The sequence below is a fragment of the Domibacillus sp. genome (assembly GCF_031181085.1).
GTDB lineage: Bacteria > Bacillota > Bacilli > Bacillales > Domibacillaceae > Domibacillus.
Genome location: NZ_JAPSLE010000007.1, coordinates 23,838 through 48,922 on the forward strand (window position 1 = coordinate 23,838; position 25,085 = coordinate 48,922).

General features: G+C 46.9%; 24 protein-coding genes. 1 reads left to right on the top strand and 23 read right to left on the bottom strand.

What is annotated here, in order from left to right:
- Window positions 1–2 precede the first annotated feature (2 nt).
- From RIN81_RS11615 to uxaC, 19 genes are all read right to left on the bottom strand, one after another.
- A complete protein-coding gene (locus tag RIN81_RS11615) occupies window positions 3–305 on the bottom strand; it encodes an urease subunit gamma (RefSeq protein WP_309090341.1) in 303 nt (100 codons plus the stop codon).
- A gap of 180 nt (window positions 306–485) precedes the next feature.
- Entirely contained in the window at window positions 486–1,184 is a 699-nt protein-coding gene (gene urtE / locus RIN81_RS11620; protein ID WP_309090343.1) for an urea ABC transporter ATP-binding subunit UrtE, read from the bottom strand.
- Window positions 1,178–1,930 (bottom strand): urea ABC transporter ATP-binding protein UrtD, encoded by a 753-nt coding sequence (gene urtD, locus RIN81_RS11625; RefSeq protein ID WP_309090345.1) that lies wholly within the window; start codon window positions 1,928–1,930, stop codon window positions 1,178–1,180. The genes urtE and urtD overlap by 7 nt, the downstream gene beginning before the upstream one ends.
- A complete protein-coding gene (urtC, locus tag RIN81_RS11630; protein ID WP_309090347.1) occupies window positions 1,905–2,969 on the bottom strand; it encodes an urea ABC transporter permease subunit UrtC in 1,065 nt (354 codons plus the stop codon). Before urtC ends, urtD begins: the two co-directional genes overlap by 26 nt.
- A gap of 11 nt (window positions 2,970–2,980) precedes the next feature.
- Complete coding sequence (gene urtB / locus RIN81_RS11635) at window positions 2,981–3,883, bottom strand: urea ABC transporter permease subunit UrtB (protein WP_309090349.1); 903 nt, start codon at window positions 3,881–3,883, stop codon at window positions 2,981–2,983.
- A gap of 61 nt (window positions 3,884–3,944) precedes the next feature.
- Window positions 3,945–5,186: an urea ABC transporter substrate-binding protein gene (gene urtA, locus RIN81_RS11640; protein WP_309090351.1), complete on the bottom strand. Its 1,242-nt coding sequence runs from the start codon at window positions 5,184–5,186 to the stop codon at window positions 3,945–3,947.
- A 525-nt stretch (window positions 5,187–5,711) separates the two neighbouring features.
- Entirely contained in the window at window positions 5,712–6,023 is a 312-nt protein-coding gene (locus RIN81_RS11645; protein WP_309090353.1) for an iron-sulfur cluster biosynthesis family protein, read from the bottom strand.
- A gap of 69 nt (window positions 6,024–6,092) precedes the next feature.
- The gene (locus RIN81_RS11650; RefSeq protein WP_309090356.1) at window positions 6,093–7,154 is read right to left on the bottom strand and encodes a DUF871 domain-containing protein; all 1,062 of its coding nucleotides are present in this window, start codon (window positions 7,152–7,154) and stop codon (window positions 6,093–6,095) included.
- Window positions 7,155–7,208: 54 nt separating this feature from the next.
- The gene (locus tag RIN81_RS11655; RefSeq protein WP_309090358.1) at window positions 7,209–8,573 is read right to left on the bottom strand and encodes a PTS transporter subunit EIIC; all 1,365 of its coding nucleotides are present in this window, start codon (window positions 8,571–8,573) and stop codon (window positions 7,209–7,211) included.
- A 46-nt stretch (window positions 8,574–8,619) separates the two neighbouring features.
- The gene (locus RIN81_RS11660) at window positions 8,620–9,474 is read right to left on the bottom strand and encodes a MurR/RpiR family transcriptional regulator (protein ID WP_309090360.1); all 855 of its coding nucleotides are present in this window, start codon (window positions 9,472–9,474) and stop codon (window positions 8,620–8,622) included.
- Entirely contained in the window at window positions 9,471–10,382 is a 912-nt protein-coding gene (gene murQ, locus RIN81_RS11665) for an N-acetylmuramic acid 6-phosphate etherase (RefSeq protein ID WP_309090572.1), read from the bottom strand. Before murQ ends, RIN81_RS11660 begins: the two co-directional genes overlap by 4 nt.
- Before the next feature lie 248 nt (window positions 10,383–10,630).
- Entirely contained in the window at window positions 10,631–11,485 is an 855-nt protein-coding gene (locus RIN81_RS11670) for an HAD family hydrolase (RefSeq protein ID WP_309090362.1), read from the bottom strand.
- Between the two features lie 89 nt (window positions 11,486–11,574).
- Entirely contained in the window at window positions 11,575–11,841 is a 267-nt protein-coding gene (locus RIN81_RS11675; protein WP_242232594.1) for a phosphocarrier protein HPr, read from the bottom strand.
- Between the two features lie 143 nt (window positions 11,842–11,984).
- On the bottom strand, window positions 11,985–12,608 hold the full coding sequence (locus RIN81_RS11680; protein ID WP_309090364.1) for a phosphoheptose isomerase family protein: 624 nt from the start codon (window positions 12,606–12,608) through the stop codon (window positions 11,985–11,987).
- Between the two features lie 89 nt (window positions 12,609–12,697).
- On the bottom strand, window positions 12,698–13,561 hold the full coding sequence (locus RIN81_RS11685) for a MurR/RpiR family transcriptional regulator (RefSeq protein WP_309090366.1): 864 nt from the start codon (window positions 13,559–13,561) through the stop codon (window positions 12,698–12,700).
- 129 nt (window positions 13,562–13,690) lie between these two features.
- Complete coding sequence (locus RIN81_RS11690; RefSeq protein ID WP_309090368.1) at window positions 13,691–14,200, bottom strand: DUF3231 family protein; 510 nt, start codon at window positions 14,198–14,200, stop codon at window positions 13,691–13,693.
- Between the two features lie 97 nt (window positions 14,201–14,297).
- On the bottom strand, window positions 14,298–15,782 hold the full coding sequence (locus RIN81_RS11695) for a UxaA family hydrolase (protein WP_309090574.1): 1,485 nt from the start codon (window positions 15,780–15,782) through the stop codon (window positions 14,298–14,300).
- Complete coding sequence (locus RIN81_RS11700) at window positions 15,751–17,214, bottom strand: tagaturonate reductase (protein ID WP_309090370.1); 1,464 nt, start codon at window positions 17,212–17,214, stop codon at window positions 15,751–15,753. Before RIN81_RS11700 ends, RIN81_RS11695 begins: the two co-directional genes overlap by 32 nt.
- A complete protein-coding gene (gene uxaC, locus RIN81_RS11705; RefSeq protein WP_309090576.1) occupies window positions 17,183–18,628 on the bottom strand; it encodes a glucuronate isomerase in 1,446 nt (481 codons plus the stop codon). Before uxaC ends, RIN81_RS11700 begins: the two co-directional genes overlap by 32 nt.
- Before the next feature lie 142 nt (window positions 18,629–18,770).
- Here uxaC and RIN81_RS11710 point away from each other — a divergent pair, with 142 nt between their 5' ends.
- Complete coding sequence (locus tag RIN81_RS11710; RefSeq protein WP_309090372.1) at window positions 18,771–19,760, top strand: LacI family DNA-binding transcriptional regulator; 990 nt, start codon at window positions 18,771–18,773, stop codon at window positions 19,758–19,760.
- Between the two features lie 154 nt (window positions 19,761–19,914).
- Here the strand turns inward: RIN81_RS11710 and bglB are convergent, their stop codons facing one another.
- The 4 genes from bglB to RIN81_RS11730 are packed head-to-tail and all read right to left on the bottom strand — an operon-like array spanning window position 19,915 to window position 25,078.
- The gene (gene bglB, locus RIN81_RS11715) at window positions 19,915–21,015 is read right to left on the bottom strand and encodes a beta-galactosidase BglB (RefSeq protein WP_309090374.1); all 1,101 of its coding nucleotides are present in this window, start codon (window positions 21,013–21,015) and stop codon (window positions 19,915–19,917) included.
- Window positions 20,987–22,393, bottom strand: a complete 1,407-nt coding sequence (locus tag RIN81_RS11720; protein WP_309090376.1) for a family 4 glycosyl hydrolase — start codon at window positions 22,391–22,393, stop codon at window positions 20,987–20,989. The genes bglB and RIN81_RS11720 overlap by 29 nt, the downstream gene beginning before the upstream one ends.
- Complete coding sequence (locus tag RIN81_RS11725; protein WP_309090378.1) at window positions 22,390–24,396, bottom strand: beta-galactosidase; 2,007 nt, start codon at window positions 24,394–24,396, stop codon at window positions 22,390–22,392. Before RIN81_RS11725 ends, RIN81_RS11720 begins: the two co-directional genes overlap by 4 nt.
- Window positions 24,389–25,078 carry a rhamnogalacturonan acetylesterase gene (locus RIN81_RS11730; protein WP_309090380.1) on the bottom strand — a complete coding sequence of 230 codons (690 nt, stop codon included), beginning with the start codon at window positions 25,076–25,078 and terminating at the stop codon, window positions 24,389–24,391. The genes RIN81_RS11725 and RIN81_RS11730 overlap by 8 nt, the downstream gene beginning before the upstream one ends.
- Window positions 25,079–25,085: the final 7 nt, after the last annotated feature.

Sequence of the window (25,085 nt, forward strand, 5' to 3'; positions counted from 1 at the left end):
CCTTAACGTATCGGGTCGTGAACGGTGACCAGTTTCGTTCCGTCCGGAAAGGTTGCTTCTACTTGAATATCGTGAACCATCTCCGGAACACCTTCCATTACATCTTCTCTTGATAAAATCGTTGTGCCAAACTGCATCAGCTCCGGTACCGATTTTCCATCGCGTGCTCCTTCCATCACTTCATACGTAATGAAAGCAATCGATTCCGGATAATTCAGCTTTAACCCTCTGTCTTTGCGGCGGCGTGCCAAATCAGCTGCCACAACAATCATTAACTTTTCCTGCTCACGTGCCGTCAGCTTCATAAAAGACCCCTTCTTCCTTTTCTACACATCCTTTATTTTACACGTTAAAAGATAAAGATTTTGTTATTCATGTGATATTTTCTAACATCATTATAACTTTATTTCCAACAAAAAGGAATAAACGTTGTTAGAAAATTTATTTTATTCACAAAAAAGAGGACGCTTTGTCCTCCTTTCGATTTAAATAATTAAATGTTGTTTTACGAGGTCTTTATGCGCCATATCCGTGATCCCCTCGCTTACTACCGTACTGTGATCCAAAATGTAATAATAATCAGCGCAGGCAAAAGCAAGATCGAGACTGTGCTCTACTAAAACAACACCCATTCCTTGCTTCGAGGCAATGTCGATAATCACCTGTTGAATAAGCTGCACGATTGATGGCTGGATTCCTTCCATTGGCTCATCCAAAAGAAGCATTTTAGGCCTGCCAACGATGGCTCTCGCAATGGCCAGCTGCTGCTGCTGGCCGCCGCTCAGATCGCCGCCTTTTCTATGCATCATTTCACGCAAAATGGGAAACCATTCGAATATTTCACCTGGCAGCTCCTTTCGCTCCTTCCTTGGCAGAGCTTCAAGACCCAATAGTAAATTTTCCTCTACTGTTAAGGCTGAGAAAATTTCTCGTCCTTGCGGTACATACGCAATACCACTTCTCGCTCGAAATTCGGGAGCTTTCTTTTCTATTCTTTCATCCATCCACTTGATGGAACCGCCTGCCGGTTTAATAAGACCGGCAATCGTTTTAATCAAAGTGGATTTTCCAACTCCATTACGCCCGAGCACTGCTGTTACTTTTCCAATTTCCGCCTGAAGAGATACATCATTCAGCACCATGCTTTCATCGTACCCCGCTCGGATACCTTCTGCTTTTAACATGCGCTGTCTCTCCTTCCGAGGTAAACTTCGGCCACTTGTTCATTTTGCTGAATCTCAGCCATTGTCCCTTCACAGAGCACCCGGCCTTCATGCATAACTGTCACTTGTTTCGAAAAGTTTCTTACAAACTCCATGTCATGCTCTACAATTAAAACTGCACAGGTCTTTGAAATGTCATGAATGAGTTCTCCCGTTTTATGGCGCTCAGTTTCACTCATCCCGGCAATCGGTTCATCCAGCAGTAAAATTTCCGGCTCCTGCATAAGCTGCATGCCAATTTCAAGCCACTGCTTCTGGCCATGTGCAAGTATCCCGGCCGGCTGGTGCCGCTGCTCACTTAATCCAATACGGTGAAGCATGAAGTCCATCTTTTCTTCGTCTTCCTTTGTTAATTTGGCTCGCATGACTGCCCAGAGGCTTCTTTTTTGCTTAAGGGAAAGCTCAAGATTTTCCAGCACAGTCAAATTGGTAAAAACAGAAGGTGCCTGAAACTTACGGGTAATGCCAAGACGCACAATTTCATGCTCCTGCAGTTTGCGAATGTTTTCTGTTTCCCGATATACGACTTCACCGCCACTTGCTTTCGTTTTTCCGCAAATCACATCAAGCAGTGTGGTTTTTCCGGCGCCATTTGGCCCGATTAAAAAACGGACTTCCTGCGGATAAACGGTTAGATCAACTCCTCGAAGTGCCTGAAATCCGTTAAATGACACTTTCACATCACGACACGATAGAATCGGCTGCATCGGCAGTTCCTCCCTTTTGCTTGGATTTGACCCGCTTTTCATTCCACGAATTCACCGCGCCCACAATACCATTCGGTAAAAACATCACCACAATAATAAACAGAAGACCTAAAAAGATCGACCATATGTCTGGGTAAGACTCGCTAAAAAAGCTTTTGGCGCTGTTAACGATAATGGCACCTAAAATAGCGCCAATCAATGAATGGCGGCCGCCTACCGCCACCCACAGCACCATTTCAATCGATGGGATAATCCCCATCATAGCCGGGGAGATAAGGCCAACCTGCAGGACGAATAATGTGCCAGCAAGGCCTGCCAGTGCCGCAGATAAGCTGTAAACGAATACTTTATAAGATGTTGGGTTAAATCCTAAAAAGCGCACTCTGTTTTCGCCGTCCCGTACGGCCGACAACACCCGCCCTGCCCGGCTTTTTGTCAAGGCAGCAGCAAGAGCAAACGAGGCACCCAAAATCAAAACTGTCATCAAGTAAAGGACAATCTGCACAAGCGGGGACGCTAATGAAAAACCAAGAAATGTAGTAAAATTCGTTAATCCGTTTGTACCGCCGGTCCAGTCCTGCTTCGCCACAAAAAGCGTCACAAACACAACAACGACAGCCTGGCTGATTAGGGAAAAATACACTCCCTTAATTCGATTTTTAAACGTTAAAAAACCAAGCATTGCCGCGAGCAGCGCTGGAATCAGCAAAGATGCACTAAGAGCAAAAACGGGGTTTGAAAATGGCTGCCAAAATGCCGGAAGAGCTGTTACTCCGCTCCATTCCATAAAGTCTGGCAGTGTGCCGCCCGCCGCTTCAAGCTTTAAGTACATCGCCGTGCAATAAGCACCGAGGCCGAAATAAACACCATGCCCAAGGCTTAAAATGCCGGTGTATCCCCAGATGAGACAGATGCCAAGAGCGACAAGTGCAAAACACAAAAACTTTCCTAAAAGCGCCAGGCGAAATTCAGTTAAATAAAGAGGGCCTAAAAATAGTGCGATAAAAAAAAGCCAATAGCCCAGTTTTTTCTTATCCATTTTGTTCCCTCCTATTCTAATGACCGCGTGCGTGCTGACAGCAGCCCGGCCGGTTTAAATTGTAAAAAGGCGACAATAGCCGCAAATACGATGACCTTTGCCATGGAGGCACCCGTCCAGAACTCAGCCACTGTGCCAAGCATACCGATGCTAAGTGCACCAAAAACAGTGCCGGCCAAGCTTCCAATTCCGCCCAGAATAACAATCATAAAAGCATCTACTATATAATAGGTGCCAATTGTTGAGCCAATCGGACCCAGAACCGTTAAGGCACATCCTGCAATGCCGGCAAGTCCTGAACCGATTGCAAATGCCGCCGCATCCACTTTTTGAGTAGATACCCCCAGGCTTGACGCCATGCTGCGATTCATTGTAACCGCGCGCATTTTCCGGCCCGCCGCTGTTTTATCAAGGTATAAATAAAGGGCAACCATACAAATCACAGCAAGCGCAATGATAAATAAACGCTTATAGGGAAAAACAGCACCCGCGATTGTCAACCCGCCGTCAAGCCAGGCCGGTGCCGTAACTGCGACATTTGGTGCGCCGAAGATGGAACGTGCCATCTGCTGTAAAATTAAGCTGACCCCCCACGTGGCCAGCAGGCTGTCAAGCGGCCTGTGATATAAAAAACGGATAAGCGTTTTTTCAAGAACAAAGCCAAGCAGGGCACCAATTAAAAATGAGAGCGGAATTGCTGCGATATAGTAATAATTAAATAGCGCCGCTGGAACATAATGTGAAAATGCCTGCTGGACCACATAAGTTGTATATGCCCCGGCCATAATAAACTCTCCGTGCGCCATATTAATCACATTCATTAACCCAAATGTAATGGCCAGCCCAAGGGCAATTAAAAGCAAAATAGAGCCAAGACTAATCCCGTTAAACAGCTGTGCAGCCACGACTGCCATGTAGTTCACTCCTTTTTAAAAAACAAATAAGGGAGAAGTTTCCCTCCCTTATTTGTACCGATTAATTTAGTCCTTCTGCCCATGAATACGTTTCTAAATACGGATCCGGTTTAACAGGCTCGCCTGAGTTCCATACTTCTTTAAACTGGCCATCTGCTTGAATTTCACCAATGCGGGCAGTTTTGTACGTATGCTGGTTATCTCCGTCAATGGTGACTGTTCCGCCCGGCGCTTTAAATTCAATGCCGCCTGCCGCTTTTTTCACTGCATCAACATCAAAGGATCCGGCTTTTTCAACGGCAGCTGCCCATAAATAAACGGCATTATACGCTGCTTCAATTGGATCGCCGGTTACACGATCATCCCCATATGCTTTCTTGTAAGCCGCAACGAACTTTTTATTTTCCGGCGTATCCGTTGTTTGGAAATAATTCCACGCTGCATAATGGCCTGTTAAAATATCCGTCCCAATGCCGCGAATTTCCTCCTCCGCAATACTGACAGACAGAACTGTAATATCATCCTCTGTAATTCCCGCATCCTTCAGCTGTTTAAAAAAGGCAACGTTGCTGTCCCCATTCAGCGTGTTATAGATGACTTCTGGTTTTTTCTCTTTGATTTTACTGATCAGTGTGCTGTAATCGGTATGGCCAAGTGGTGTATATTCTTCACCGGCTAGAGTGCCGCCTTCTGCTTTAAGCTGTGCTTTGATTTCTTTGTTTGCTGTGCGCGGAAATACGTAATCAGAACCGATTAAGAAAAAGGATTTTCCTTTATTTTCAAGAAGCCATGTCACAGACGGAACAATTTGCTGATTCGTTGTGGCTCCTGTATAGAAAATATTCGGTGAAGACTCCATTCCCTCATACTGTACCGGATACCAGAGCAGGCCGTTATTTTGCTCGAATACAGGCAGCATCGCTTTTCGGCTTGCAGATGTCCAGCCGCCGAAAACGGTTGCGACTTCATCTTTCTGCAAAAGCTTTTTTGCTTTTTCAGCGAATGTCGGCCAGTCTGAGGCCCCATCTTCAACGACTGGCTCAATCTGCTTGCCAAGAACACCGCCGTTTGCGTTAATTTCCTCAATAGCCATTAATTCCGCATCCCGAAGTGACACTTCACTGATTGCCATTGTTCCGCTTAACGAATGAAGCACACCTACTTTTACTGTATCCCCTTCTGTATTAGCAGCAGGCTTTTCTTTTTCTTCATTTAAAGCACTTGAAGCTGCACAGCCACTTAATGCAAGTGCAGCTGCCGAAACGGCTGCGATAACAGTTTGTTTGCCCCAGAATCTTTTCATCCCTTTCATATAACCACCCCTTAACAATGATATACACAGCTTTTTATCCAAGAAGGACAGCGGATAAATCTGTTATGTATGGATTTAAAATCAACTTCTTTTATCTCCTCCCCCAAAATTGGTTTCCATCAATGTTTCAAATAGGAATAAAAAACATATAATTCCATGAAAAGTCTAACTATATATTCGTACTTTTCAGACTATTTGTCTGAACTTTTGTTAGATTATGTACCAAAAAAGATCTTTCAAAAGAAAGACTCCAAATAGCAGACAAATAAAACCGGCTGCCCGCATATCCTTTTATTTCTTTCGCACGCAAGGAGCAGGAACTTTTTGGATGTGAGCCAAGAAAGCCCTCGTACTGCTCTAAGGTGTGAAATCTGGCCGACTTTCCCTGGCGGGTTCTTTCAAACAAGCGGTACTCCCTGATAAGCCCTCTTTCCGTTTTTAGCAGTGGAAGTCTTTACAAAAAAAAGACTGCCGGCTTTGTCGACAGTCTTAAAAGTTTCTCAGAGAAAGATCTTGCTATGCCCGCTCTAATTTTAAATTGTAACGGTAGGTTTCTTCAGCTGATGTCAGCTTGTAACCCATCGCCGGGTTAAAATCGAGTGCAATATGGTCGTGGAGATTTTCCTGGCTTTCTTTTGAAACAAGAAACGGAATGCCTGAGACGGTAAACAAATCATCGCCTTCTTTTTTACGATCGATTCGCAAATGGTATTCGGATACAATCGAACAGCTGCCGATAAAAATCGATTCGATCCGGACTCCTTCGCTTTCTCCAAACTCATACTTTTTCAGTTCTGCCACAGCGGCCGGCTTTACATTAATATTCATACCCATCACCTCTCTTTTCTTTTCCCCAAAACAAAAAGAAAAAATCATAGATGGCGGGGCAAGAACTGCTTACTGGTCCCAGTGAATGATAAAGCGCCCGCCCGGCCCGATAAACGAAAGAAGCGGCAAGTCTTCCGCACTGATTCTGCCAATCACGTTTACTCTTTCATCGGCTGGCAGGTCATTCAGCGTAATTTGCATTTCCCCGGCATAGCGTAAATACCGTTTGTTGTCGACGGTAATCGTTCCTCTCGGCCTCTCAACCGTCTGAAAAGGCTCTACTGTTTTGTCACCGACTTGGGCAAACCCTCTTGATTCAACGGAACGAATACAATCTCTTGCCGGGTCCGGCCGGTTCGTTTGAACGTCCGCATAAAGAGTGACATCCGTAAATGATTTTGCCCGCAGCGGAATACATGCGTCCTCCTCGAAACACTTAAACTGCCGGAAGGCTTCATCCGACAAGTCCGGATCACCAATCAATACTTTTTGCGTATGCAGCTGACGGATCAGCTCAAGCGCCGTCCCAAAAGGCGCCCGGTTCCGGTGCTTCTCTAATGTGGGCAGTCCCTGAAACAGCGGGCCGCGCTTATGGCGGTCCCCCGGAACAAACGCCATGGTGCTCAAACCGAGTGAAAGGAGCCATTTATTTTTTTCTTCCATGTAGGCTTCTCCAAGTCCTGTTTCCGGACGCGGATAAAAATTATGCCACGCTTCAATGCGGCTGATATCTGCTCCAGCCGAAAGAATGTCTTCGTATTCACGCTCGGTCAGCGTACTGGCATTGAGTGCTATGTTCATCCTTTTAGAAAGATCCGCAATCGTTTTTCCGGCAATACCGTAATCTACGCGCAGCCCGGCAACGCCCCATTCAAGCAGCTCTTTGGCCCGGTCCATAGACAAGCCGATTTTCTCAAGTGATGCGGGAGAAACATCCGCAAAAAGCGCCATCCCTGTTTCCCGGGCGAGCCTGGCAAGCTGGCGAAACCGGCTGCTAAGCTTCGAGGCATCATCTTCGGGAATATGCAGCGATGTAAATACCCACTTAAAGCCATGCTGCTTTGCTTTCTTTACATATTGCTCTTGCTTTTCTCCGATGTCTTCATTTAAATAAACCGAAATTCCAAACATGCGCATCCTCCTTATGTAAAAAGCGCAGAAAAGAGTCTCTGCGCTTTGCTTTCTTCATTCATCAAACTCTGTGGCCATTTCATCTTTAAAGCCGAACAAATACGTAAATGCAAAACCAGCCGCATACGCGATAACAAGTCCGGCTAAATACAATAGAATTTGATGCGGAAGAACAATAAACGAAAGCGGCAGGCCGGAAACCCCGATCGCACTTGTGGCAACATTGAAGTATGCTTGAAACGCGCCGCCAACACCTGCACCGAGACAGGCGGTCAAAAATGGCCTTCCGAGCGGCAGCGTCACGCCGAAAATAAGCGGCTCACCGATGCCGAGCATGCCGGAAGGAAGAGATCCCCCTATCGCCCGCTTTAATCGTCTTTTCTTTGTTTTCATATAAATCGCAAAGGCAGCGCCCACCTGACCGGCTCCACCCATGGCCAAAATAGGAAGAAGCGGATCATCTCCGATGGAATTGAGCAGTTCCAGATGAATCGGTGTCAGCCCTTGATGAAGGCCCGTTACCACGAGCGGCAGAAACGTTGCGCCAAGTACAAAGCCAGCGACGATTCCGCCTATATCTAAAACAGCCAGCAGACCGTTTGTAATCACTTCAGAAATAAAGCCGCCGATTGGCATAAAAATCACATACGTGACAATACCGGTAATCAGCAGCGCAATCGTCGGCGTCACGATAATATCGAGCGACTGCGGCACCCCTTTACGAATCCAGCGCTCTACGTAAGCGATGAAAGTAGCCGCAAACAAAATTCCAATCAAGCCGCCGCGGCCCGGCACCAATGCTTCCCCAAACAATGTAACGCCTTCAATCGCCGGATTGATGACCAAAATGCCGGCCAGTGCACCCAAAGCAGGTGATCCCCCAAACTCTTTTGCCGCATTTAAGCCGACTAAAATGCCAAGGTAAGCAAACAAGCCGCTGCCAATCGCTGTTAAAAGAAGAGCCGTTTGTGAATCAGCCGCCAGCCAGCCTGCTTGAATAATCGCTTTCGATATACCTGTAATCAGTCCGGATGCAACGAGTGCCGGAATAAGCGGAATAAAGATGCTCGATATTTTACGCAAAAACAGCTTAAACGGCGTGGCATTTTTTTCTTTTAATTCTGCTTTTACGGCAGCTGCACGGTCTCTCAGTACCTTTCCATCTGACGCATCCATGATTTTGCTAAACTCTTCTGCGACTTTATTGACTTTCCCCGGCCCTAGAATCACTTGAATCGTTTCTTCTTCGACCACTCCGAAAACTCCATCAATTTTTTTAATCGCCTCTGTATTTACGCGCGCGTAATCTACTGGTGTTACTCTCAGCCGCGTCATGCAGTGGGTAAAAGATTCGACATTATCCGGCCCGCCTAAACAGTCGGAAATTTGCTGTGCGATCATTTTATTTTCGTTTGTCATCCCCGCTCACCCTTTCCCCGTATTTCAACCCTTTGTTTCCCCTTTTTTATTTTGATTCTTTTAAAAAGCCGATCGCTTCCCTTGAACGATCAATATACTGTACCGTTTGATCAAATTCTTTTGTTGCCACACCCATAAATAACACATCAATCACAAACAATTGAGCAAAGCGTGAAGCGGTAGCAGCGCTTCTAAGCGGTGCTTCGCTTGATGCAGATGTAAATAAGTTGATATCTGCCAGAGACGCAGCGGTAGATGATCCATACTTGGTTAAGCTGATCGTTTTGACTCCCCGCTTTTGGGCGAGAGACAGGAGACGTGCGACTTCCTGCGTTTCTCCTGAAAACGAAATGCCCAAAAGCACATCATCCGCTTCCGCGTTGGCAATCAGGGATGCCACTAAATGTGTATCGGTAAAAGCCGTTGCGTTTTTGTGAATGCGCAGCAGTTTTTGCTGGGCATCCATCGCAATTAAGCTCGAAGCGCCGATGCCAAAACAGTGAACCGTTTTCGCACCCGCCAGCGCCTCGACTGCCGCCTCCATTTGCCCGTAATCCATCAATTCGGCTGTATCCGTTAAGCTTTGAATCCCATTGCTCAATGTTTTCTGTGTAATGCCATCAAGCGTTTCGCCGCTTTCAATGTCCCGGTATCCTGCTTCCGGTACTTTCACTAAATCACCGGCGACCCGGACTTTTAACTCCTGAAACCCTTTAACCCCCATTGATTTGCATAAGCGAATCACTGCCGCGCTGCTTGAGCCAGCCATTTGGCTGATTTCGCTTGCTGTAGCATGGAGTAGTTTTTCTGGCTGCTCCAAAATAAACTGGGCGACTTTTTTTTCCGAAGGAGGCAGCTGGGGCAAAATGCTCCGCAGCCTATTTAATCCCCCGGTGGTCATCGGCTGCTTCCTCCGCGTGCGCCCCCCATTTTAACAGCTCGGCGCACATATCCTTCCGCTTTTGTTAACAGCTCTTTAGCTTCTTCGAATGGCACGCCGCATTCGAGCATCACAATCGCTGTTTTCACTTCGTTTCCGGCTGCATCGAGTGTTTCTTCTGCCCGCTTTTTGGAGACGCCTGTTACCCGGACAATTGTGTGAACCGCTCTTTGTCTCAGCTTTACATTGCTCACGCGCACATCGATCATTAAATTTTCAAATGCTTTGCCCATTTGCAGCATGGAGGCGGTCGAAATCATATTTAAAATCATTTTTTGTGCTGTGGCTGCTTTTAAGCGTGTAGATCCCGTTAACACTTCCGGTCCGACCACGACTTCAATTGGCTGATCAGCATACGTGCTGATTTGAGCATTTTTATTGCAGGAAATAGCAGCCGTTTTGGCACCAATTTCCCGGGCGTACGCGAGCCCGCCCTTTACGTAAGGCGTCCTGCCGCTTGCCGCTAATCCAACGACTGTATCTCTTTCTGTTAATCCGCGGCTTTGGAGGTCCTGCCGGCCGGCGGCTTCATCATCTTCTGCCCCTTCAACCGCTTTTACAAAGGCGTGTTCACCTCCCGCGATCAGGCCCTGCACCATTTCAGGCGGTGTGCTGAACGTTGGCGGGCACTCAACCGCATCGAGCACACCTAGACGGCCGCTCGTTCCAGCGCCTATATAAAAAAGACGGCCTCCTTTTTGAAACGAGTGAAGCACAAAGCCAACGACCTGTTCGATGTCAGGAAGCACTTCCTTGACAGCTTCTGCCACGCCATGGTCTTCCTCGTTCATCATCGTCAAGATTGTTTTTGTATCTGCTGTGTCTATCTGCATGGTACGGCTGTTTCTTGACTCGGTCGTCAGCTGCATCAGCTTTTTTTCCAACCAAATTCCCCCCTCTTGAATAATGCCATCATTGTAACTGCCTTGATTTTATATTTCAACATTTTTTAATAATTATGAAATAATATTTTAAAAAAGACATAAAACCTTTGAGAATATCCACAAAGGTTTTATGTCTTTTTGATGAAAGCTTTCGCTGATGAAGATAGGCAGATGGATTCAGCGCCTGTCCTATAGAAAAGTCCGCCGGCTCATCGGCTCTCCAGCTTGAACCTTTACTGCATTAAAAAATCGATCGCTTCTCCAATTCCATTTTCATCATTTGAAGCGGTTACGTGCTGTGCTGCGGCCCTAACGGCTGCCGGCGCATTCCCCATGGCAATACCGATGCCCGCACATTGAAACATCGAAATGTCATTGAAGTTATCACCGATGGCGGCTGTTTGGGAAAGCGGCACGCCAAGCCGCAGGGCAAGCTCCTTTAAAGCACTGCCTTTCGTTGCACCACGAGGCGAAATTTCTAAATTCACATAATTGGAGCTGCTGGCTGCTTCCACATCCGGCAGGCTTGTTTTGATTTTTTGTTCAATCTCCCGAAAATCGCCCGTTTCACTGAAAATGGCCATTTTTGAAACATCCGGATGGTTTTCGAGCCACTGACTGATGTTCGGTGTCACCCGCACCCGGCATTCCTCTAAATATGCGTTTCGCCGTTCCGGCAAGCCGCCTGCTTGAACGAGCGGAAGAATATTTTGATCTACCCATTTCTCATTCCAGCGGTTCTTCTCTGGTACAATCAAGTCGTTTCCTTCATATAAGTGAACGCATATGTTTTCCTCCTCGCAAAATGAAACAAATTGCTTTAAACCTGCATAAGAAAAGGTTTTTTGATTGAGCAATTCGCTCTTTTCATCATGAAGAACTGCACCATTCAATGAAATAATAGGTGTTTTCAGACCGAGTGTCTCACCAATCCAGCGTGTGGCCAGCGGCGTCCGTCCGCTGCAAATGACGACCTGGCCTCCCTGCTCTTCAAAGGAACGGATCGCCCGGATTGATCGCTGATCAATTTCTTTTTCTTCATTTAAAAGTGTCCCATCCAAATCAATCGCGATCAGTGAATAAGCCATTTCATTCCCTCCACATTTCGATTTTTATGTATGAAAAAACGGAAAGAAGGGACTCTTCTTTCCGTTTTAAGAGAAGACTTGGGCAAAAATTATTCGCCAAGACCTTGAGTTTTAATTGTTTCGCCTACAGCTTCGATTGCTTGATCTTCATCAGAACCAGCAGCTGTTACTGTGATAGACGCGCCTTTTGGAATACCAAGAGACATAACGCCCATGATTGATTTTAGGTTTACTGTTTTGCCGTTGTACTCAAGGTTTACATCTGAGCTGAATTTTGAAGCTGTTTGAACAAGTACTGTTGCCGGACGAGCGTGGATACCTGTTTCATCTGTAATTGTAAATGTTTTTTGTGCCATGTTAAGAAAACTCCTTTGTCGTTAAAATTGTACGCTGTTCCTATTATAAAATAAACTACACACAAATACCACTAAAGTGCTGTCGCATTTTAGCGTAAAACAAAAATACCTGCTTTTTCTTGTCTCATTGAAAAAACAGAGAATTAAAAGGAAATTTCTTTTAACTCGTATTGGAGAATATAAGTTGACGCTGCCTGCGACACAAGACGGATAAACAGGTTTTGCAGCCATGCCCGCTGGAAGGCGGTTGAATGTTGATCCAAATCCAGCTTTATATTGATATTGGCCGGCATTTTCTCCTCTGGTTCTTGGCCAAGCAGAATACTTGCTGTCATCGCACCGCTTTTCCGTGCGTATCTTAAGCTGCTCTCCGTATAAGATGGTGCCTCTGCCGCAAAGCAAATGACCATATCACGAGGCCCAGCCTGAAGCTCGTTTAAGTCCATTCGTGCTAAAAGCTCATTTTTGCCCGATTTTGGGCAGTATTTTTTTCCAATACTATAATTTTGCAGTCTCACTGGTCCGTTTAAATCGGTTATATGAATACGCTCACTTGCCCGAGGAGTCAGATAAATTAATCGTCCGTTTTTTTGAATCGTTTGAATGGCCGCGATCACCAATTTGTGAATCGAACCCATTTCTTCTTTTATGCTTTTGAACATGATGGAACCGTTTATTTGACCTGAGTGTAACAGTTCGTTGATGTGACGGAAACAGTCAAATGTGTCTTCATCTGCCACTTGCTTAACATCTTGTACGGTTTGCATTCTATCACTCATTTCTCTTGAAGCGTCCCAACTTCTATTATACGCCCGAGAAATAAAAAGACAATTTTTTCAGCGTATTTTGTGAAATTTTATTTTTTATTATTTTTTAATTTTGAAACAGCCTCAGATGCTTTTGCATATGGCTCCTCTACATAAGAACCAATTTGATGAAAAACCGCTACGTAAAGAGCATCAATCATATTCATCTGAACGGTTCTAGAAGCAATGCTCCCAATCCGCTTTTCATGCTCCACCATTGGCGTTCCAAGGACAATATCCGCTTCTTTGTACAGAACCGATTTGCCAACAGTCGTAATAGCGATGACGGTGGCGCCTCTTGATTGGGCAAAACGAGCGAGCTCAGTAACGTCTTTTGTTTTGCCTGATGTACTGATTGCGATAAACACATCTCCCTCCTGCATATGGGCAGCCATCGAAAGTGAAAAATGAAAATCCGGCGTCATGACCGCATGGAAGCCAAGCTTCGCAAATTTATAGTGTCCGTCAACGGCCGCAGCAGCAGAACCGCCTACTCCATAAAATAGGATCATTTTCGATTGAAGCAGTGCCTGGACAGCTTTAGACAGCTCCCGCTTATCCAATGCTGAAAGGGCGGCGTCAAGCGCACCCCGGTTCACGTGGGTGACTTTGTTAAACAGCTCATAGGGCGAATCTTTAGACTGCAGCAATGAAAAGTCATTGACACTCATGGATGTATTCGACAATTCTTTGACAAGTGTTAATTTAAACGTTTTGTAGCTTCCAACCCCAATCGTTTTGCAAAACCGGATGACCGTTGCTTCACTGACTTCTGCCCTTTTCGATAACTCCCCTGTCGTCATGTTCGGTACAAGGTGGGCATTGCTTAAAATAAAGGACGCTACTTTTTGTTCGGCTGTGCTCATTTCACTGCTTTGAAGTTTTATTTTTTCCAGCATCGATGTTCCGCTCATTCGGCCCCTCCTGAATGTGTTGTCCTTATCTTATCGGACAGGCTTAAAAAGCGTCAATTGATGCTGGCACAATTGGTTCTATTTTCAGAAAAAAAGCAGGACTGTCTGGATAACAGTCCTGCTTTTTCACTATGCATTTATATGGCTCATATGAAGGGGCGGCACGACAAGCCAGCCTTTTTCTTTTAAAAGCCGTAAGTTGGTCTGGCCAAGTTTCGCTTTGGCTGTGTGAAACTCTCCGAACATCATCGCAATGTCCTCACGAATACACTGCGCCATTGCCTGGCTGTGCGATGTTAAGCCCATGCCGATATCCTTTCCGATCATCGACGCAATTTCCGGATCTTGAATACGCGCCCCCGGCGGAATGCTTTCAAGATCCGCATGCGGACGTTCAGGAGGCTCCGGCGGGATCGCTACGCCATTTTCTCTTAAGATTTCATCCAGGCCGGCCATTTCCGCGCGTGCCAATGTTAAGCCTTCCTCGATCACTCTCTTTAAATCGCCATCACCGGCATGGTTTAACATTGTGCTGTAAAAAGCGGCTGCGCTTTTAGCGGCCAGGGAGCCTGCCCAGACAGCAGCTACTTCACCGTAATGCAGCGGCTCGTCTTTTGGATTTCCACTTAAAATACCCATCGTATCCCTCCATCAAAGTAGATAGTGTGTGCTTGTCTGCACACGATTAGTATTTTGAAGTGGAAGCCATCCTATTCAGAAAGTTCGGGACTGTCCCTTACAGCGTTACGCCTGTTTTAAAAATAGCGAGCTCGCGGAAATTATTTCTTTCATTATTCACCCATTCACCGCTTGCTACCCGGATAATATATTGAATAAAATCTTCAAGGGCCAGGTCTGCTGATACGTCTTCAATCAGCGCTCCGGCATTGTAGTCAATCCAATGACGCTTTTTCTTGTAAAGCGGCGTGTTTGTAGCGATTTTTACCGTCGGCACAAATGAGCCAAATGGGGTGCCGCGCCCTGTTGTAAAAAGAACCATCTGGCAGCCGGATGCCGCTAAAGCGGAAGACGCCACCAAGTCATTTCCAGGAGCGCTTAATAAATTCAGCCCCTGCTTTTTCAAGCGGCCTCCATACGGGAGCACATCCACGATTGTTGATGTACCGGCTTTTTGCGTGCAGCCGAGTGACTTATCTTCAAGTGTTGTGATGCCGCCTGCTTTATTGCCCGGCGATGGGTTTTCATATACCGGCTGGTTGTGATCAATAAAATACTGCTTAAAATCGTTGATCAGCCCGACAATCTTCTTGAACACTTCCTCATTTTCGGCACGCTCCATCAGAATTGTTTCAGCTCCAAACATTTCTGGCACTTCTGTTAGCACGGTCGTGCCGCCCTGGGCAGTGAGAAAGTCAGAAAACCGGCCCAGGAGCGGATTGGCGGTAATACCGGAAAACCCGTCTGATCCTCCGCACTTCAAGCCAATTTTAAGCTCAGAAAGCGGTACTTCCTCCCGGTGATCATGCTTTGCGGCTTCCCAGATAGCGTGCAGGCATTTCACTCCTGCCTCCACTTCATTTTCTACGTCCTGTGAAAGCAGAAATTGAACACGGCTTCCATCATATTCACCGAGTGAATCACGCAGCTCATTAATATTGTTGTTTTCGCAGCCAAGCCCAAGCACCAGCACTCCGCCTGCATTTGGATGGACAATGGCGTCTGCTAATATTTGTTTTGTCTGGGCATGGTCATCCCCAAGCTGAGAGCACCCGTAATTGTGTTTTAAAACGAGCACATTTTCAAAAGGTGTAATATCTCCGCCACGTTCCTGCTTAAACTGCTCAATGATCAGGTCGGCAATACCGTTTACACAGCCGACCGTTGGGACAATCCAGAGCTCGTTACGAATACCGACACTTCCATTGGCACGCTTGTAGCCTTTAAAAACCGCTGTTGATCGTTTAAATGGATTATCGTTTAATTTTTGTGTAAAGGTATAGGTCTGAATATCGTTTAAATTGGTTTTCACATTATGCGTATGAACAATGCTTCCCCTTTTAATAGGCTTTGTTGCATGACCAATCGGAAAACCGTATTTAACAACGTTGTTATTTTCTTCGATATCCTGCAGCGCAATTTTATGTCCTCGGGCTGCGTCCTCTGAGAGTTCTACACCCGATTCGATGCGTGTTCCTTTTGGCAAATCCCGAAGCGCTACAGCGACATTATCACGACCGTTGATGGTCAGCGTATCTTTCACCATGTGCACCTGCTTTCTTTAACGTATCGATGACGCCGTTGCGTTCAATATCGAGCGCAAAACGGGCTGTTTGGTCTGCCAGACCGGAGATACGGTTTAAATCCTGGCCCCACAGCGCTTCATATCCGAGCACATTTCTCACAAGCTCTGCAATGGCTTCATCTGTACCATTACATGCACGCCATTGATCGCGGAAAAAGTCAATGATATACGCTTCATCCGTTTCGCTTTTTTTGTATACATGAATCCAGGCAGCAAGGGCAAGCGCTATCCGCTGAGGCACTTCACCAAATGTTTCCGTATACTTGATCAGTACCGGCACATTTCTCGTTTTAAATTTTGGTATTGCATTCAAGGCAATGCTTTTCACATAATGCTGAACAAACGGATTGGCAAACCGGCTTAATACTTCATGTGCAAAAGCGGTCGTTTCTTTCTCCGGCAGCCCAATCGCCGGGATAATTTCCTTGAAAACAAGCTCTTCAACAAAAGCGTTTGTATCGCTGTTCGTCACGGTTTCTTTTACCGTTTCGATTCCTGAAAGCAGTGCAATCGGCGTTAAAGCAGTGTGTGCCCCGTTCAAGATAAACACTTTGCTTAACCGGTACGGAGCCAGGTCCTCTACCACTTTTACATTCAATCCGGCCGCATGAGCTGGAAACTCTTCTTCCAGCCAGCCAGGTCCTTCGATCGCCCATAAGTGATAATGCTCACCAACAGTCATTAACTGGTCTTCAAAGCCAAGCTCCCTTTCCAGCTCTTCTCCATCCTCTTTGGGATAGCCCGGCACAATCCGGTCGACCAAGCTGTTGCAAAATGTATTCGCTGTCTCCACCCATTCCGCGAAGATTTCGCCGAGCTGCCATGCTTTTGCATAGCGCAGCACCATTTCTTTTAACACTGCACCATTTCGGTCAATCAGTTCACATGGAATGATAACGAGCCCTTTGCCGGAATCTCCATTAAAATGGGTAAACCGTTTCCATAACAACGCTGTTAATTTACCCGGAAAACTGTTTTGCGGGCGGCTCTCCAGCTCGTCTTCCTCGTCAAACGCGATGCCGGCTTCGGTTGTGTTAGAGACGATAAACCGGAGATCCGGGCTCGCTGCCAGCGCCATATACTCGTCGTATTGGTCGTGTACATTCAGCGCCCGGCTGATCGATTCGATTACTTCATGCCGGCGCACAGCTTTGCCGTCCAGCATCCCCTGAAGAAAAAGGCTGTACAGCCCGTCCTGCTCATTGATCACATCAGCGGCACCGCGTTTAGTGGATTGGACAACTACCACACTGCCGTTAAAACCTGTTTCTTTATTCATACGGTGAACCATCCAGTCGGTAAATGCTCTTAAAAAATTGCCTGTGCCAAATTGAAGCACCCGTTCTGGGTATTCTGTTTTACCGTGCGCTGTTTTGGTTAGACGCTGCAAGAAGTCCGCCCCCTTTTTCATCTAAGCCGAAGTCAAAATAAGCGGCCGCGTTTTCAAAGCAAATCCCTTTGACAATCCCGCCAAGAAGGTCCATATCATTCGGGACTTCTCCCTGCTCGACCCACGTGCCGATTAAATCGCAGACAAGACGGCGGAAGTATTCGTGGCGCGTGTAGGACAAAAAGCTGCGTGAATCTGTCAGCATGCCGATAAACTGGCTGAACAAGCCAAGATTGGCCAGCGCTTTCATTTGATCAAGCATTCCGTCCTTCTGGTCATTAAACCACCAGGCCGTCCCAAACTGAATTTTGCCCGGTACGCCGCCTCCCTGGAAGCTGCCTGTTACACTGGCAATCGTGTAGTTGTCTTTCGGATTTAAAGAATACAGCACCGTTTTCGGCAGGCTGCCCTTCCTCTCAAGAACGTCCAGCAGCCCGACGAGCGGCTTTGCGAGCGGCTCATCATTCATGCTGTCATAGCCCGTATCAGGACCGAGGCGTGTGAACATGCGCTCATTGTTATTGCGGTGGGCATGCATATGATACTGCATCACCCAGCCTCGTTTGGCGTACTGCTCACCGAGGAATGTCAGCGTATATGTTTTGTACTTTGCTTCTTCTTCAACGGATACCTTTTCGCCATTTAACGCTTTTTTGAAAATGGCACCGGCTTCTTCCTGCGTAGTCTCCGCGAACATCACCTGATCGAGTGCGTGGTCAGATACTCGTCCGCCCGTTTGGTGGAAAAAATCAATTCTAGCTTCGAGCGCTTTTAAAAATGCGTCGTAGCTGTCGATGTGTATACCTGCTGATTCTGAAAGTGCCGCCGTCCAACTCTTAAAGCTGTCACGGTTAAGTTCAAGGCCTTTATCCGGGCGGAACCCCGGCACAACCTTTACATCAAAGTCACCTTCTTCTAACAGCTTTTGATGGTACTCGAGTGAATCAGCTGGATCATCTGTTGTACAAACGACTTTTACGTTGGAGTTCCGGATCAAGTCACGCGCGCCCATGCGCCCGCTTGCCAGCTGCCCGTTTACCTTTTCCCAAATGGCCGGTGCGCTTTTTTCATTTAATAGCTCATAAATGCCAAAGAACCGCTGCAGCTCAAGGTGTGTCCAGTTGTATAGCGGGTTGCCGATTGTCATAGGAACCGCCTTTGCCCAGGCAAGAAACTTATCGTAGTCATCAGCGTCTCCCGTAATATGTGACTCCTCTACCCCATTTGCCCGCATAAGCCGCCATTTGTAATGGTCCCCATACAGCCATGCTTCTGTTATATTAGCAAACTGCTTATTTTCATAAATTTCTTTTGGGCTTAAATGGCAGTGATAATCGATAATCGGCATTCCTTTAGCGTAATCCTCATACAATGTAACCGCTGTCTTATTGGTCAACAAAAATTGATCATCCATAAATGCTTTCACGTTTCCCATCTCCCCTTTCCTAATAACAACGTTGTTATTATCATACTTTATTGTTTTGTTTCTTGCAATCCTTTATTGATAACAACGTTTTTTTAGAGTAACATGAAGAAAAACAACTCAGGTGATCGATATGGCCATTACGATAAAAGATATTGCAAAAGCGGCTGGTGTCAGCTATTCAACGGTCTCAAAAGCATTGAATGACAGCCCGCTCGTTCAGCCGAAAACAAAAGAAAAGATTCATCAGGTGGCACGCAAAATGGGGTATGAGCCTAATTTTGCGGCAAAGCAGCTGGTCACAAAGCAATCGAAGACCATTGGCTTGATTTGGCCGACGCTTGATCGCGCCGCTCATTCCACTCTTGTGACCGAGCTGAACAACGAAATTCAAAGAAGGGGGTTTTCGATGATTTTATCCGTTAATCCTGTCCAGGCTTCTCTTGATTTGTTCAAACGGTTTCATGTAGATGGGGTGCTGATTTTTGATGAAGAAAACAATCTTTCTTCTGATGTTAACGCTCCGTTTCCCGTTGTTTCGTACGGAGCCGGGCCGCAAAATTCTTTTTCCTTTGTGGACCTTCATTATCAAGAAGCGATGTTTCAGGCAGTCGAATATTTAAAAGAGCTCGGCCACCGGGATATTTCTTTTATCGGCGATTTTTCTCCCCTTAATTTGCGTCAGCAGAAAAAGTACCGCGGCTTTGAACGGGCGATGCATCATTTTAACCTGCCGGTTCATAAACAGTCGTTTATTAATTCAGCCGGCCTTGAATGGTATGACGGCTATCAGGCAACCAAAAGAATGCTGCGATCTTCTTTTCTTCCTTCTGCTGTGATTGGTGCGAGCTATGATATTAGCGCGGGCATTGTGCGGGCCATCCGCGAAACGAGTCTGGTGATTCCAAAAGATATGTCGATTATCGGTTATGACAACATTCCGCAGATGGCTACGCTTGAAGTGCCGCTGACCAGTATCGGTGTTCCTGTTCAAGCTGTTGCCGAGCAAATGACGTCGCTTCTTTTTGAACAGCTGGAAACCGGGTCAACGGAGCAGCTCACCCGCACGATGAACTCCGTTTTAATCGAGCGGCATTCCTGCGCCCGTGTAAACGGACGGTAACCTTCTTCTTTGGGCCGGAAAAAGAAAAATAGAGCCGGTTTTTCCCGCTTCCGGGCCGGAATGGAAGAAAATCCGGCCGAACAGCTTTAGAATCCGGCCCGAATTTAACAATTCCGGCCCAGCCAATAAAAAAGAGGTGCGTAAAGCACCTCTTTTACAATTTTACATATAAATATTCAACTAAGCATAAGATCGCCATCGATTGGCCATACGGCATGGCTGTGACGGGAATCTGCTTGTAAAAATCAAGTGTTTCTCCCATGGCCGTCCCGGCGGATACATGTTTTAGTTCGCCTGTTTCATCAATATTTTCGATTACTGCTTCTACTGCTTTCAAGCCCATTTCTTTGTACTTTTTTCCAACGTAGCGCTTGCGCACAGCTTTTAATGTACCAAAGCTAAAGCCTGCCGTACAGGAGGCTTCCACGTAAGAAGACGGGTCTAAAAGCAGCGTATGCCAAAGCCCATTTTCATTCTGGCACGCCTGCAGCGCTTCAAGCTGGCGGTCTAACGTGTCGATCAGCACCTGGCGGACCGGGTCGCCTGCCGGCAGTTCCACCAGGTCCAGAAATTCCGGAATCGCAATCGTAATCCAGGAGTTGCCGCGCCCCCACAATGCTTCCGCAAAGTTATGATTGCCCTCAAACGTCCAGCCGTGGAACCAAAGGCCGGTTTTTTTATCAAATAAATACTTAATGTGTACAAGGAATTGTTTTTTGGCTTCTTCTACATATTCCGGCTTGCCTAAAAGCAGCCCGATTTTCGCCAGCGGCAGCACGCTCATCATCAGCGTGTCATCCCAAAGCTGCTGATGGTTCTCTGAGCCGAACACAACATGCTGGATGCCGCCGTCTTTCGTACGCGGCATGTCGTGATACAGCCAATCTCCCCATGACTCCAGGTATGGCAAATACGTTGGGTTGCCTGTTTCTTCGTACAAATAAGCCATCGTTAACATTTGTACCATCGTATTAACGTTTTTCTCAACAGGCTGCTCTTTAAACTGGTCTTCAAACCATTTCACAATAATATCGAGAACGGCCTGCTTTTTCGTCAGCTTGTAATATTTCATCATGCCGTACAAGCCAACGCCTGCTGTCCATTCCCAATAATTAAAGCTTTTATTGTCAATCTTCCGTCCGTCTGCAAGCGGAATTGCATACGTTCCGTCCGGGTCGCTTAAGTTCACAAGATTATCAATTAATAAATCAATGGTTTGTTCAATATCATGACGATGCATACGCGTTGCGATCACGAACAAAACCTCCTCCAACATATGATTTTGTGTTTTGAATCATTTCATCAAATAGTGCTTCCGCCTGCTTAAAACCGAGCGGCGCTACAAGCGGGTCGTTGATAAACGCGTTAAGCGCAAGCTCTCTGTTTTCAGTTAACGCTGCCTGCAATACCGCTTCTTGATTAGCGGCATGCCGTCCAATAATGCCAAGCAAATCAGCCGGCAGGTTTCCAGCTAAAACCGGCTGCACGCTGTCACGGCGTAAAACGGCGTTTGTTTCTACAACAGCTCCTTGCGGCAGGTTGGCAATCTGGCCCCGGTTCGGCATATTGACGTTTGTCACAAGCTCCTCGAGTCCAAGAAGGGCAGCAATGATGGCTACTCCTTCTTCTCCAGACGGTGCGAGTTCAAAATCTGCTTCGCCGGCGGCCACTTTTTGATTTTGCTCTATTTTGCTTTTGTGGTCTTTTTTCCGGAAATCAACCGGTGTTAAATGAAACTTCCATTCCGCTACCGTTTCCGGGCTCTCCAGATAAACCGGCGGCATAAATTCTGCTAAATGGCGGTCGCCTGCTGCGGCGATGAGGCCGTACCGGCGAAATAGGTCAAACTTCACCCGGTTCGCGGAGGAAAAAACACTTTTCTCCCAGTCTCCCGGATTTTTCTCGTAGCCTGATTCGGCATGCTTCTCGACAAACTCCTTGTACATCGGCAGCAGGTCCATCTGTTGATAGCTTGCCCGGTCAATCCACGTAAAATGGTTAATGCCGATTACATTGACCTGTATATCCTGGCGCTGTTCCACTGCTGTGCCGGTCATTTCTTCCACCATATCGGCCAGGAGGTGCTGCACTTCAAACACTTCATGGCAGCAGCCGAACGCTTTTACTTCTGGAAATACTTCATACAGCGTGCGCGTGCAAAGAGTCATCGGGTTTGTATAGTTAATGACCCACGCATCCGGTGCGTACGCTTTAATATTCTCCGCAATTTCTTTGTAAATCGGAATGGTCCGCAGGCTGCGAATGATGCCGCCCGGCCCGACTGTATCGCCGACAGATTGGTAAATCCCGTATTTCTCCGGCGTATGGACGTCAGACGCCATTTCATCGAACGATCCCGGAAGGATAGAAATAATCACAAAATCAGCATCCGTCAGGGCTTCCTTTATGTCTCCTGTTGCTTCGTATACCCACTTGCCGACTGCTTCCTCGCGGGCGGACACACTGTTGCCAATGACAGCATTTTGCCGGGCGGCTTCCGGATAAATATCATAAAGAGAAACGGTCCCGCTGATTCTTGACTCAAGCGCAAGGTCATTCATCAGCCGTTTGGCCCAACCTTGAGATCCGCCGCCAATGTAAGCAATTTTCACATTTTCCACTTTCCGATTCATAAAGAAGCACCTTCTTTTCTAAATTCGATAAGTCTATATTCGTATGGCTGTATCGTAAGTTTTCCTGCTTCTACCGGCTCCGCCTTCAACTCGTCCTGCCCGCCTGATGGCACAGTTACCGTGCCGCCGTGACCATCCATATTGACAATCACCCACATTGCACGCCCATCCTCCGTTTCGCGCGGCGCCACAATCGTGCCAGGTGTCACATCTGTTTTTACTGCTGCGCCGGCTTCTTTTGCATAATGCTGAAAGATTTCTGCGATTAATTTCTTTCCTGCCGCTCCAGATGGCATAGAGCCAAGCATCACGACTTTTCCTTTGCCAACATGCTGCTCGGTTAAAAAAGCTTTGTTCGGCGTCACCCCTTTTGTAACAGTTCCTATCACACTGGCACCGGCCGGTTCAAATACAGCACTCCATAGTCCAAGCGGCACTTCCAGCCCAAATGCTTCTCCAGCCGAGGTGTGCTCATCCATCGGGAAGGTAAAAAGGGTTTTGACGCCTGCCCATTCCTCCAGCCGGCCCAATGCCCGGTCTGTATGAATGGTGTGATTCTTTGTCCGGCCGCCTGTCATTGGCCCGGCAATCCAAATGCCGCCCGCTTCAACAAAAGCCTTCGCTTTTTCTAAATACTCATCAGATACGTATGGAAGCAGCGGTGTAAACAACAGTTTATACCCTGTAAGATCGCCTCCCTCAGGCAGCACATCGCGGTGAAACCCTTCCTGTAAAATGATGTTATATAAGTCGGTCATGAGATCTTTGTAATGAATGCCGTTGTGCGGTTCCGTCAAATGAAACATGCGCGCCCGGTCCGAATACGTTATCGCAATATCCGCTTGAACCGGTTTGGTCGCAAGCATGGCCGATTCTATTTTTTTGCGTACTTCTTCAACCTGGAGCACATTTTCATACCCGACAGACGGCTCGCCCCACGCACTGATCACAGCGCTGTGCGGCAGTTCAGATCCGGTGCGCTGCTGACGCCAGAGCCAGTAGCAAAAGCCTTGGCCGCCGAGCGCATAAGCGGCAACGGCCTCTGATCTTAAATAGCCGTTTTGGTGCGGATTTGCATAGCTTTCAAGTGATGCAGCATAGGAAGTACTCGTTTCCATTACCCAAAAAGGTGTGTTCTTCTTTAACCCTCTCCATACGTCGCAGTTTAACAAGTAAGACCCCATTTTTTCCTGAGGGGCATACGTATCAAAGGAAGCAAAATCAAGATGTTTAAACAGACGTTCATTATCAACCGAAAAAAAGAGTGTGCTGTTGTGAGTAATGGGTGCTTCGGAATACCGGCGTATAATAGACGCCTGTTCATCCGCAAACTCGGCAATTTTTTCTGATTCAAACAGCCGGTACATCGTCTGCAACGATGAGTGATGAAGAAACGGGGTAGCGGCCGGCTGGGGAATTTGCTCGAATGACTGGTAATATTCACTCCAAATGTGAGTGCCCCAATCCTCATTCAGCTGCTCAATTGTGCCGTATCGTGCTTCAAGCCATTGGTGCCACTGACTTTTACAAGAAGCACACATACACTCGGCGATGTGGCACTTAAATTCATTATCAAGCTGCCAGGCAATTACACCCGGCAGCCGGCCAGCTTCTTTAGCGAGTGCTTCTGTAATGATGGCCGCTTTCTTGCGGAAGTGTGCGTTGTTCGTACAGGCATGCTGTCTGGATCCATGAGTCATCGTACGGCCGGCCTGATCCACATGCATCCGTTCCGGGTGCCCGTGTGAAAACCAGATCGGCGGCGTTGGGGTCGGTGTACAAAGAACCGTATCAATGCCGTTTTCGTACAGACGATTAATGATATTTGTAAAAAAGCTTACATCAATCTTTCCTTCTTCCGGCTCCATTTTCGACCAAGCGAACTCCCCGATACGCACAACGTTAATTCCAGTTTCTTTCATTTGTTCAATGTCTTTGGCGATTGTTTTGTCATCCCACAGCTCTGGGTAAAAACAAGCGCCGTGGTAAAGCTTGTCAGCCATTGCGAATGGCCTCCTTTATATACGCCTTGAGCGGCAGATTTAATTCCTGAATGCCTTCTGCAACGAGAGCGGCAACTTGGCGGGCACCGGTTTCGCAAAAGTGGGTATTATCCTGGATGCCTTCGAGGTAATTGTTGTTTTCTCCAGGGGCAAACCAAGTAAACAGCTCTGTGGAACGCTCCGGCCCGTATGACTCGTAAAGCCGTTTTGTTTTCGCCCACATATCAATAAGCGGCACATCTTTTTTATCTGCCAGCTCTCTCATAGAAGCCGGATAGTCACCAAGCGAGTTTTGGATCGTGCCATCTTCTCCAAATGTACGGCGCTGAACCGAAGTGAGGAGAACAGGCAGGGCTCCCCGTTCTCTGGCTCCATCAATGTACTGGTTTAAATACTGAGGGTATGTGGTCCAGGGTTTTGTGCCAAAATCTTTTTGATCGTTGTGGCCGAACTGAATAAACAAGTAGTCACCCGGCAAAATGCTGTCCCATATGCCATCCAGCAGTCCTTCCTCAATGAAGCTGTTTGAGCTTCGCCCGCCTTTAGCGGCGTTTACGACTTTTACCTTATCGGTGAAGCACTCAGCGGCCACCTGTCCCCATCCCATCATGGGAGCTTCATGAGGGGGACAGTTCGCTGCAGTAGAATCACCGGCAATAAACAAACACAGTTTCTTTCCCATAAAGCCG

Bases quoted from the DNA above. Each gene is read 5' to 3' on its own strand.
- murQ (WP_309090572.1), bottom strand. From the start codon at position 10,382: ATGCAGCTGACGACCGAGTCAAGAAACAGCCGTACCATGCAGATAGAC.
- RIN81_RS11730 (WP_309090380.1), bottom strand. From the start codon at position 25,078: ATGGGAAAGAAACTGTGTTTGTTTATTGCCGGTGATTCTACTGCAGCG.
- urtA (WP_309090351.1), bottom strand. From the start codon at position 5,186: ATGAAAAGATTCTGGGGCAAACAAACTGTTATCGCAGCCGTTTCGGCA.
- RIN81_RS11680 (WP_309090364.1), bottom strand. From the start codon at position 12,608: ATGCAAACCGTACAAGATGTTAAGCAAGTGGCAGATGAAGACACATTT.
- RIN81_RS11685 (WP_309090366.1), bottom strand. From the start codon at position 13,561: ATGAGCGGAACATCGATGCTGGAAAAAATAAAACTTCAAAGCAGTGAA.
- urtD (WP_309090345.1), bottom strand. From the start codon at position 1,930: ATGCAGCCGATTCTATCGTGTCGTGATGTGAAAGTGTCATTTAACGGA.
- RIN81_RS11725 (WP_309090378.1), bottom strand. From the start codon at position 24,396: ATGGCTGACAAGCTTTACCACGGCGCTTGTTTTTACCCAGAGCTGTGG.
- RIN81_RS11670 (WP_309090362.1), bottom strand. From the start codon at position 11,485: ATGGCTTATTCACTGATCGCGATTGATTTGGATGGGACACTTTTAAAT.
- RIN81_RS11675 (WP_242232594.1), bottom strand. From the start codon at position 11,841: ATGGCACAAAAAACATTTACAATTACAGATGAAACAGGTATCCACGCT.
- uxaC (WP_309090576.1), bottom strand. From the start codon at position 18,628: ATGGATGATCAATTTTTGTTGACCAATAAGACAGCGGTTACATTGTAT.
- urtE (WP_309090343.1), bottom strand. From the start codon at position 1,184: ATGTTAAAAGCAGAAGGTATCCGAGCGGGGTACGATGAAAGCATGGTG.
- RIN81_RS11615 (WP_309090341.1), bottom strand. From the start codon at position 305: ATGAAGCTGACGGCACGTGAGCAGGAAAAGTTAATGATTGTTGTGGCA.
- urtB (WP_309090349.1), bottom strand. From the start codon at position 3,883: ATGGCAGTCGTGGCTGCACAGCTGTTTAACGGGATTAGTCTTGGCTCT.
- RIN81_RS11650 (WP_309090356.1), bottom strand. From the start codon at position 7,154: ATGTTTGGAATTTCGGTTTATTTAAATGAAGACATCGGAGAAAAGCAA.
- RIN81_RS11710 (WP_309090372.1), top strand. From the start codon at position 18,771: ATGGCCATTACGATAAAAGATATTGCAAAAGCGGCTGGTGTCAGCTAT.
- RIN81_RS11645 (WP_309090353.1), bottom strand. From the start codon at position 6,023: ATGAATATTAATGTAAAGCCGGCCGCTGTGGCAGAACTGAAAAAGTAT.
- RIN81_RS11690 (WP_309090368.1), bottom strand. From the start codon at position 14,200: ATGGGTATTTTAAGTGGAAATCCAAAAGACGAGCCGCTGCATTACGGT.
- RIN81_RS11655 (WP_309090358.1), bottom strand. From the start codon at position 8,573: ATGACAAACGAAAATAAAATGATCGCACAGCAAATTTCCGACTGTTTA.
- RIN81_RS11720 (WP_309090376.1), bottom strand. From the start codon at position 22,393: ATGAATCGGAAAGTGGAAAATGTGAAAATTGCTTACATTGGCGGCGGA.
- RIN81_RS11660 (WP_309090360.1), bottom strand. From the start codon at position 9,474: ATGACCACCGGGGGATTAAATAGGCTGCGGAGCATTTTGCCCCAGCTG.
- urtC (WP_309090347.1), bottom strand. From the start codon at position 2,969: ATGGATAAGAAAAAACTGGGCTATTGGCTTTTTTTTATCGCACTATTT.